This window comes from Variovorax sp. 20P10.2.4 (assembly GCF_058244205.1).
In genome coordinates this window covers 1-8015 of sequence record NZ_JBZAYE010000331.1, presented here as the reverse complement: position 1 = coordinate 8015, position 8015 = coordinate 1, and the positions used below count along the sequence as shown (strand labels likewise).

12 protein-coding genes are annotated in these 8015 nt (G+C 70.3%); 2 read left to right on the top strand and 10 right to left on the bottom strand.

Annotation, left to right across the window (positions count from 1 at the left end):
- Positions 1 to 18: 18 nt before the first annotated feature.
- Positions 19 to 147, top strand: a complete 129-nt coding sequence (locus tag AC27VN_RS25610; protein WP_490878338.1) for a helix-turn-helix transcriptional regulator — start codon at positions 19 to 21, stop codon at positions 145 to 147.
- Positions 148 to 230: 83 nt separating this feature from the next.
- Positions 231 to 968, top strand: a complete 738-nt coding sequence (locus AC27VN_RS25605) for an alpha/beta fold hydrolase (RefSeq protein WP_490878337.1) — start codon at positions 231 to 233, stop codon at positions 966 to 968.
- Positions 969 to 1030: 62 nt separating this feature from the next.
- On the opposite strand, the gene AC27VN_RS25600 is transcribed toward AC27VN_RS25605, so the two are convergent.
- From AC27VN_RS25600 to AC27VN_RS25555, 10 genes are all read right to left on the bottom strand, one after another.
- Entirely contained in the window at positions 1031 to 1648 is a 618-nt protein-coding gene (locus AC27VN_RS25600) for a 3'-5' exonuclease (RefSeq protein WP_490878336.1), read from the bottom strand.
- Complete coding sequence (locus tag AC27VN_RS25595; protein ID WP_296778349.1) at positions 1645 to 2142, bottom strand: TfoX/Sxy family protein; 498 nt, start codon at positions 2140 to 2142, stop codon at positions 1645 to 1647. Before AC27VN_RS25595 ends, AC27VN_RS25600 begins: the two co-directional genes overlap by 4 nt.
- Entirely contained in the window at positions 2139 to 2456 is a 318-nt protein-coding gene (locus AC27VN_RS25590; protein ID WP_490878335.1) for a YciI-like protein, read from the bottom strand. The genes AC27VN_RS25595 and AC27VN_RS25590 overlap by 4 nt, the downstream gene beginning before the upstream one ends.
- A gap of 16 nt (positions 2457 to 2472) precedes the next feature.
- Positions 2473 to 2862, bottom strand: a complete 390-nt coding sequence (locus AC27VN_RS25585; protein ID WP_093343160.1) for a VOC family protein — start codon at positions 2860 to 2862, stop codon at positions 2473 to 2475.
- 23 nt (positions 2863 to 2885) lie between these two features.
- On the bottom strand, positions 2886 to 3380 hold the full coding sequence (locus tag AC27VN_RS25580; RefSeq protein WP_490878334.1) for a GNAT family N-acetyltransferase: 495 nt from the start codon (positions 3378 to 3380) through the stop codon (positions 2886 to 2888).
- Between the two features lie 10 nt (positions 3381 to 3390).
- Complete coding sequence (fghA, locus tag AC27VN_RS25575; protein WP_490878333.1) at positions 3391 to 4266, bottom strand: S-formylglutathione hydrolase; 876 nt, start codon at positions 4264 to 4266, stop codon at positions 3391 to 3393.
- Positions 4263 to 5171, bottom strand: coding sequence for an alpha/beta fold hydrolase (locus tag AC27VN_RS25570; protein ID WP_490878332.1), 909 nt, complete (start codon positions 5169 to 5171; stop codon positions 4263 to 4265). Before AC27VN_RS25570 ends, fghA begins: the two co-directional genes overlap by 4 nt.
- 17 nt (positions 5172 to 5188) lie before the next feature.
- Entirely contained in the window at positions 5189 to 6295 is a 1107-nt protein-coding gene (locus AC27VN_RS25565; RefSeq protein ID WP_490878331.1) for an S-(hydroxymethyl)glutathione dehydrogenase/class III alcohol dehydrogenase, read from the bottom strand.
- Positions 6296 to 6369: 74 nt separating this feature from the next.
- On the bottom strand, positions 6370 to 7020 hold the full coding sequence (locus AC27VN_RS25560; RefSeq protein WP_490878330.1) for a glutathione S-transferase family protein: 651 nt from the start codon (positions 7018 to 7020) through the stop codon (positions 6370 to 6372).
- Complete coding sequence (locus AC27VN_RS25555) at positions 7017 to 7880, bottom strand: aromatic ring-hydroxylating dioxygenase subunit alpha (protein ID WP_490878329.1); 864 nt, start codon at positions 7878 to 7880, stop codon at positions 7017 to 7019. Before AC27VN_RS25555 ends, AC27VN_RS25560 begins: the two co-directional genes overlap by 4 nt.
- Positions 7881 to 8015 lie beyond the last annotated feature (135 nt).

The window sequence follows — 8015 nt, the reverse complement described above, 5'->3', positions numbered from 1 at the left end:
CGCTTCGACCGGCTGGCCGTGGCGGAGATCGGCTTTCGCGTCGGCCTGCGTGATGCCTCGCATTTCGTGCGCCTGTGCCGCCAGCAGCTGGGCGCCACGCCGGGCGCGCTGCGGCTGGCGCGAATCGGCCATCGCGCTGGCGGCTAGCGGCCAGCGGCGGCGCGGCGGGATTTCTACAGTCGCTGCGTTCGATCGCCAGCAACCCGCATCCACCCAACGAGGAGACCCCCATGTCCGACACCTATGTCCTGATCCACGGCGCCTGGCACACCGGTGCCGAAATGGAGGCCGTCGCGAACGGCCTGCGCGAGGCCGGCCACACCGTGCACTGCCCCACGCTCGCGGGCAACCGGCCCGGCGACGACCGCGCGAAGATCGGCCTGGCCGACGCGATCGATTCGGCGCTGCAGTACATCGAGGAGAACAACCTCTCGCAGCTGCGGCTCGTGGGCCACAGCTATGGCGGCATGGTGATCACGGGCGTGGCCGACCGCCTCGCGCAGCAGCCCGGCAAGATCGCGCGGCTGGTCTACGTGAACGCCTTCGTGCCGCAGCCCGGCGAGTCGCTCAACGACATGGTGCCGCCGCACTACGTGGCGCTGTTCGACGCGGTGGCGGCGGCCAACGACCAGGCCGTGACCTTGCCGTTCGAGATCTGGCGCGATGCCTTCATCAACGACGCCGACATGGCGCTCGCGCGCTCGGCCTACGAGCAGCTCAACCCGCACCCGTACCGCACCTTCACCGACAAGATCGTGCTGAGCCAGCCCATGGCCGCGCTGCAGGTGGGCAAGTCCTACGTCAACTGCCAGCAGGACATCGCGCTGCCGCACAGCCTGCCGTGGCATCCGCGGCTGTCGGAGCGGCTGGGGCTGTTCCGGCTGGTCGAATGCCCGGGCAGCCACGAGATGTTCTTCTCGAACCCCAAGCGACTCGCGCAGGCGATCCTCGAGGCGGGGCGGGACTGAGGCGTAGTCCAAGAACCGTTCGGGCTGAGCCTGTCGAAGCCTCGCGCTGCGCTTCGACAGGCTCAGCGTGAACGGTTGTCCTGCAGCGCGTCGAACACGCGGATCGATGCGTAGGCGTCGTTGGCCGCATAGCGCAGCTGCGCCTCGCTGAGCCGGTGGCTGGCCCAGTTCGAGGTGGTGGCCTTGCGCGACTTGGTGAAGCGCTGGCCGAACACCAGCGCCACGGCGGTCTTCACGCCGACCGAACGGCGGTAGCCGCGGCGGCGGAATTCGTCGTCGATGTCGTGGACCGCGCGCGGCTCCACCTTGAGCTTCTGGCGGATCAGCGAGAGATCGCTCGAGAGGCCGAAGCCCACCTTCCGCAGCGCCTCGGAACCGATCAGCGCGCCCAGCACCTCGTTGCAGTCGCTGCGATGCAGCTGGAACAGCCACGCGGTCTCGCGCGTGGCGAACTGCACCAGGTGCGGGCCGGTCGAGACCTCGTTCTTGGCGAAGGTGGGCTTGGACTCGGTGTCGAAGCCGACCACGCCCGCGGCCAGCAGCGCGGCGGCCGCGCGCTCGGCATCGTCGCGCGTGGCGACCAGCACGATGTCGTTCAGGCCCAGGCCCTCGAAGGGTTCGAGCAGCGCGATCTCCTCGCGTTCGGGCAGAGGGGGCAGGGGTGTGCGAGGTGCGTTCAACGGGAGGCCGCCTTCCGGGCCGTCTTCGCCGGGGCGGTTTTCTTCGCGGCGGTCTTCCTGGCCGGTGCAGCCTTCTTCGCGACGGTTTTCTTCGCCGCCACCTTCCTGGCGGGCGCCTTCTTCGCCGCCGCCTTCTTCGCGGCGGCCGCCTTGCGCATCGCCTTCGGCACCGTGCCCGAGCGCAGCGCGGCCTCGTAGGCGCGCCGGCCCCACAGGGCCGCTTCCTCGCGGTCCTCGAACAGCTCGGGCGGCGCCTCGCGGTAGGACATCGGCATCTGCTGCCCCTGCCGTTCGTAGGTGAAGGGGGCGAGGTTCAGGCGGTCGAAATGCGCGGCGCTCTCGGCGTCGGACTTGAGGTAGAGGGTGTCGCGTATCACCAGCGCGAACATGCGGCCCTCGTGGTAGATGCCGAAGCCGCTGAACATGCGGCGGATGTCGATGCGGCCGAAGCGCTCGAAGGTCTCGTGCAGGCTGTCGGCGAAGGCGTTCTTCATGGCGTGCCGCCCGCGGCCGGCCGCACCGGCGTCGAGGCCTGCGCGCCGACCACCGTGTTCCAGGCCTTCACGCCCCAGCCGGTCACGATGCCGTTCGTCACGTAGGGATCGACCTTGGCGAAGGCTTCGGGCACCGCGGGCGAGGTGGCTTCGAACAGCAGCAGCGCGCCTTCGGGCGGGTTGCCGGTGGCGCCGCCGAGCAGCAGCTCGCCGCGCTCCACCGCCTGCCAGGCCAGCGCGAGGTGCGCATCGCGGAATTCACCGCGGCGCTCGAGGTAGTCGGGCGCGGTGTCGTAGATCAGCAGGTAGTGCATGGGGTGTTCGTGGGGTTCAGGCCGTGATCTCGATGCGGTTGCCGTCGGGGTCGAGCACCACGCTCTCGTAGTAGCCGTCGCCGGTGCGGCGCGGGCCGTCGAGCAGCGGGTAGCCGTCGGCCTGCAGCCGGCGGCTCAACGCGTCGACCGCTTCCTCGGAGCCCACGCTGATCGCGAGATGGGTCCAGCCCATGCGCTGCGCGCCGGGCTCGGCCGTCACCGGAGAGAGCGTGCGGGTGGTCATGGCCTCGATGCGGGCGCCGTCGCCCAGGCTCAGGAAGCAGGAGGCGAAGCCCTTCGCGGGATTGACGTAGCCCTCGCCCGCGGCGGCGCCGAAGTAGTCGACATAGAAGCGCTTGCAGCGTTCGAGGTCGGTGGTCCAGAGGGCGATGTGGTCGATGCGCATGGTGAAGAAGACGGCGAATGGGTTCAGGCCTTGCGCCAGGGCGCGCGCGCCGGATACCAGTGGTAGCTGATGCGTTCGCGCCCGCTGGTCGGATGGCGGTCGACCGTGCCGCGCGCGAGGCCGTAGCGCTCGTAGAAGCGCTGCGCCGCGGTGTTGGTGAGCGCCACGTGCAGCCGCCAGCCGGTGGGCATGCGCACGCAGGCCTCGTCGAGCAGTGCCTGGCCCAGGCCCTGGTTGCGCAGGTGCGGATCGACGAACAGCTGCGCCACGTACTCGCGCCGGTCGTGCAGCACCATGAAGGCCAGCGCCTGTGCGTCGCGCTCGGCGATCACCACCTCGGCCGGCGCCACGAACTCGGTGCGCACGCGCTGCAGCCAGTGAGAGATCGGCTCGATCACGGGCGTGCCCGGATGCGAGGCCGCCCAGGCCCGGCGCCAGATGCCGGCGAGCACCATGTTCTCCTCGGCCGCGCCATCGCGCAGTCGCAGGTGGAAGGCGGGCGTCTGGGCGTCGGACATGGCCGTTCGTTCAGCCGCGCAGCACCTGCGCGTGGTGCGCCAGGTGGTCGGCCATGAAGCTCTGGATGAAGTAGTAGCCGTGGTCGTAGCCCGCGTGGCGCCGCAGCGTGAGCGGCTGGCCGGCGGCGAAGCAGGCGGCCTCGAAGGCTTCGGGATGCAGCTGCTCGGCGAGGAATTTGTCGGCCAGGCCCTGGTCGACCAGGATCCCGTGCGGATAGGGCGCCGCGACCTGCGACTGCATCAGCGCGCTGGCATCGTGCGCGAGCCAGGCCGCGCGGTCGTCGCCGGGTTCGCCGAGGTAGCCGCGCAGCGCCTTGTCGCCCCAGGGGCACTGGGTGGGCGCGCAGATCGGCGCGAAGGCCGACAGCGAGAGGAAGCGCCCCGGATGGCGCAGCGCCAGCGTCAGCGCGCCGTGGCCGCCCATCGAGTGGCCGAAGATGCCCAGGCGCGCGGTGTCGATCGCGAACTGGCGGCCCACCAGCGGCAGCAGCTCCTGCACGATCCAGCTCTCCATGCGCCAGTGGGTGGCCCAGGGCGCCTCGGTGGCGTCGAGGTAGAAGCCGGCGCCGATGCCGAAGTCCCAGCTCGTGGTGGCGCCCGGCAGCGCTTCCACGGCCGCGCCGCGCGGGCTGGTGTCGGGCGCGATCAGCGCCAGGCCGAGGCTGGCGGCCATGCGTTGGGCGCCGGCCTTGATCGCGAAGGTCTCCTCGTTGCAGGTCAGGCCCGCGAGGTACAGCAGCGCCGGCACGCGCTCGTTCGCGGCCTGCGGCGGCAGGTAGACCGAGAAGCGCATCGGCAGGCCGATCTCGTGCGAGGCCTGTTCGTAGAAGCCCTGCACGCCGCCGAAGCAGTGGTGCTCGGACAGGGTCTTGAGCAGATCGGTCATGCGGCGCCCCGCACCAGTTCGAGCACCGCGTCGGCGAAGGCGCGCGGCGCCTCCTGCGGCAGGTTGTGGCCCACGCCCGGCACCAGCCGGTGCGAGCGCGGTCCGCTGAAGCGCGGCGCATGCGCCGCAGCCTCGGCCGGTGGCCGCACGCCATCGTCGATGCCGTCGAAGGTGATCGCGGGCACGCGGATGACCGGCTGCGCGGCCAGTTGGCGATCGATGTCGGCGTAGGCCGGATCGCCCGCCACCAGGCCGAAGCGGTGGCGGTACGAGTGGATCACCACCTCCACGAAGTCGGGATGGTCGAAGGCCGCGGCGCTGCGCTCGAAGGTGGCGTCGTCGAAGCGCCAGGTCGGCGACCACAGCTTCCACAGCAGCTTCGCGAAGGCCTTGCGGTCCTTCTGCAGGCCGGCGCGGCCGCGCTCGCTGTGGAAGTAGTACTGGTACCAGAGGCTGTGCTCGTTCTCGGGCGTGTCGGGCTCCATCGCCTTGGCGATGTTCTGGATGTTGTAGCTGTTGAGCGATACCAGCCCCGCGCAGCGCTCGGGCCACAGGGCCGCCACCACGCAGGCGGCGCGGCCGCCCCAGTCGTAGCCGGCGAGCACGGCGCGCTCGATCTTCAGCGCATCGAGCAGCGCCAGCAGGTCGGCGCCGAAGGCCGCCTGTTCGCCCGAGCGCGGCGTGTCCTTGCTCAGGAAGCGCGTGCCGCCGTAGCCGCGCATGTACGGCACGATGGTGCGGCAGCCCTCGGCCGCGAGCAGCGGCGCGACCTCGGCATAGGTGTGGATGTCGTAGGGGAAGCCGTGCATCAGCAGCACGGGCGGTCCGTCGGCCGGGCCGCTCTCGTGGTAGGCGACCTCGAGCACGCCGGCTTCGATGCGGCGCAGGGGCTCCATGCGTTCCATGGTCGGCACCCGCGGCGTCAGTAGAGCACCACGCCGCGGATCGACTCGCCGCGCTTCATGAGGTCGAAGCCGTCGTTGATCTTCTCGAGCGGCATGGTGTGGGTGATCAGGTCGTCGATGTTGATCTTGCCTTCCATGTACCAGTCGACGATCTTCGGCACGTCGGTGCGGCCGCGCGCGCCGCCGAAGGCCGAGCCTTCCCACTTGCGGCCGGTGACCAGCTGGAACGGGCGCGTGCCGATCTCGGCGCCGGCCTCGGCCACGCCGATGATGATGCTGCGGCCCCAGCCCTTGTGCGTGCACTCGAGCGCCTGGCGCATCACCTTGGTGTTGCCGATGCACTCGAAGCTGTAGTCGGCGCCGCCGTCGGTCAGCTGCACGATGGCGTCGACCACGTTCTCGGTGTCCTTCGGGTTGATGAAGTGGGTCATGCCGAACTTGCGTGCCATGGCCTCGCGCTCGGGGTTCAGGTCGACGCCGATGATCTTGTCGGCGCCCACCATCTTCGCGCCCTGGATCACGTTCAGGCCGATGCCGCCGAGGCCGAACACCACCACGTTGGCGCCGGCTTCCACCTTGGCCGTGAAGATCACCGCGCCGATGCCGGTGGTGACGCCGCAGCCGATGTAGCAGACCTTGTCGAAGGGCGCGTCCTCGCGGATCTTGGCCAGCGAGATCTCGGGCGCGACCGTGTAGTTGCTGAAGGTGGAGGTGCCCATGTAGTGGGCGATGGGCTTGCCGTCGAGGCTGAAGCGGCTGGTGCCGTCGGGCATCAGGCCCTTGCCCTGGGTGCCGCGGATCAGCTGGCACAGGTTGGTCTTGCGCGACAGGCAGAACTTGCACTGGCGGCATTCGGGCGTGTAGAGCGGGATGACGTGGTCGCCCTTCTTGAGGGTGGTGACGCCGGGGCCGACGTCGACCACGATGCCCGCGCCTTCATGGCCGAGGATGGCGGGGAAGATGCCCTCGGGGTCGGCGCCCGACAGGGTGTAGTAGTCGGTGTGGCAGATGCCGGTGGCCTTGATCTCGACGAGCACTTCGCCGAACCGGGGGCCGTCGAGGTCCACGGTTTCGATGGTCAGGGGGGCTCCGGATTTCCAGGCGACGGCGGCTTTGGTTTTCATGACGTGTTCGGGGGGAAAGGGGGGGAGGAGGGAAGGAATGGGGGCCGGAAGACGGCGCGAGGCCCCAAGGATACTCAGGCGGGGCCAGCGGGGAAGATACCCGACATGCCGATGAACCCGGGCAGGTGTCGGAAATCCCAGACCCAGTGTCGCAGGGCGGGATATTCGTCGAGCGAAATGCCGCCTTCGCCGGCCAGCGCCACGTAGGGGAAGCAGGCCAGGTCGGCGATCGTCGGCTCGGCCGCCGCGGCCAGCCAGCGCAGGCCGGCGCTGGCCTGCTCGGCCAGGTGGTCGTCGAGCACGCGGAACACGGCGCGCGCGCCGGCGCGGCAGGCCTCGATGTCGAGATGGCGGTAGCCGAGCGCGTCGTGCAGCCGCGCGGCCGAGGCGGTGCGCGTGATCTCGTCGGCCGTGGCGAGCCACATCGCGACCTGGCCGCGCAGCCTCGGATCGTCGGGGTACCAGCGCCGCCGGGCGTCGTGGCGGCTCGCGAGGTAGACCAGGATGGCCTGCGCGTCGCGCAGCACGAAGCCCTCGTCTTCGATCACCGGGATCTGGCCGAGCGGGTTGAGCTGCGCGAGGAACGCGGCCGACTTGTGCGCGCGCCCGGGGTAGAAGTCGACCGGCACGGCCTCGTAGGGAACGGCCAGCCAGGCCAGCAGCTGCCGCACCTTGAAGCAGTTGCCCGAGAGCGGGTAGTCGTGGAGCCTGAGCAGCGTCGTCATGCGGCGGCCCTCGTGCCGAAGCGCATGCCGCGTTCGCGCAGCCAGCGGCGGTAGGTGACGGAGGTGGTGTCGCCGCGCGTCGGCGTCTCGGCGCGGCCTTCGAGCGGCATGCGCTTGAAGGCATGGTTCTCGAGGATCGGCTTGTCCTGGCCGAAGATCGTGTGCTGGAACGCGATGAGCTCGGCGTCGCTCGACACGTCGTCGAAGTAGGCCAGCACCGTGTGGGCGATCACGTGCTCGTCGTCGAGCGGCTGCAGGAACAGGCCGATCGCGTCCTGCGCCTCGGGCCGCAGGCTCGACTTGTAGAGCATGGCCGAGAAGGGCTGCATCACGCGGTAGGTGTAGCGCACGTCGGCGCCGCTGTCGTGCGCGGCCGAGGCGCGCGGCTGCCAGAAGCGGCAGTCGGTGGCCCAGATCTCGCCGGTGGCGGGCTCGATCGCCACCTCGTACCGGGCGACCTCGGTGTGCGGCACCTTGCCGAGGTAGTCGGCATGCACGAAGGGAAAGTGCGCCATGTCGAGGAAGTTCTCGATCACGCGCAGCCCCGACGCCGCGACGCCGATGCCGCCGCAATCGACGAGGCGGCGCCCGGGCTCGGTGTATTCCGGAAACGCGAACAGCGGGCGCGCGGGCCGGCCGCTGGGGCAGACCCAGAGGTAGCCGTGGCGCGATTGCACGGAGAGCGGCTGCGTGCCGAGCCGGCATTGCGGCGTGCCGTCGGCCTCGGCCCACAGCGAGAGCGTGGCGCCGAGCAGGCAGGTGCCGTAGGGCTGCCGCTGCGAGCGGCCGGCGAGCGCGCTCGCGGGGCCGACGACCAGCCAGTCGTCGAGCATGTTGGGATCGTTGGTGACGAAGGGCATCGTGCTTCCTTCAGGTCTCGGGTTGTTCGATGTCGCCGCGCAGGGTTCGCGCGGCTGCGTGCAGGGTCTTCATGGTCTCGGAGCCCGGGGCGGCCTCGGTCCACAGGTGGACGAAAGCCAGTTGCGCTTGCGCGT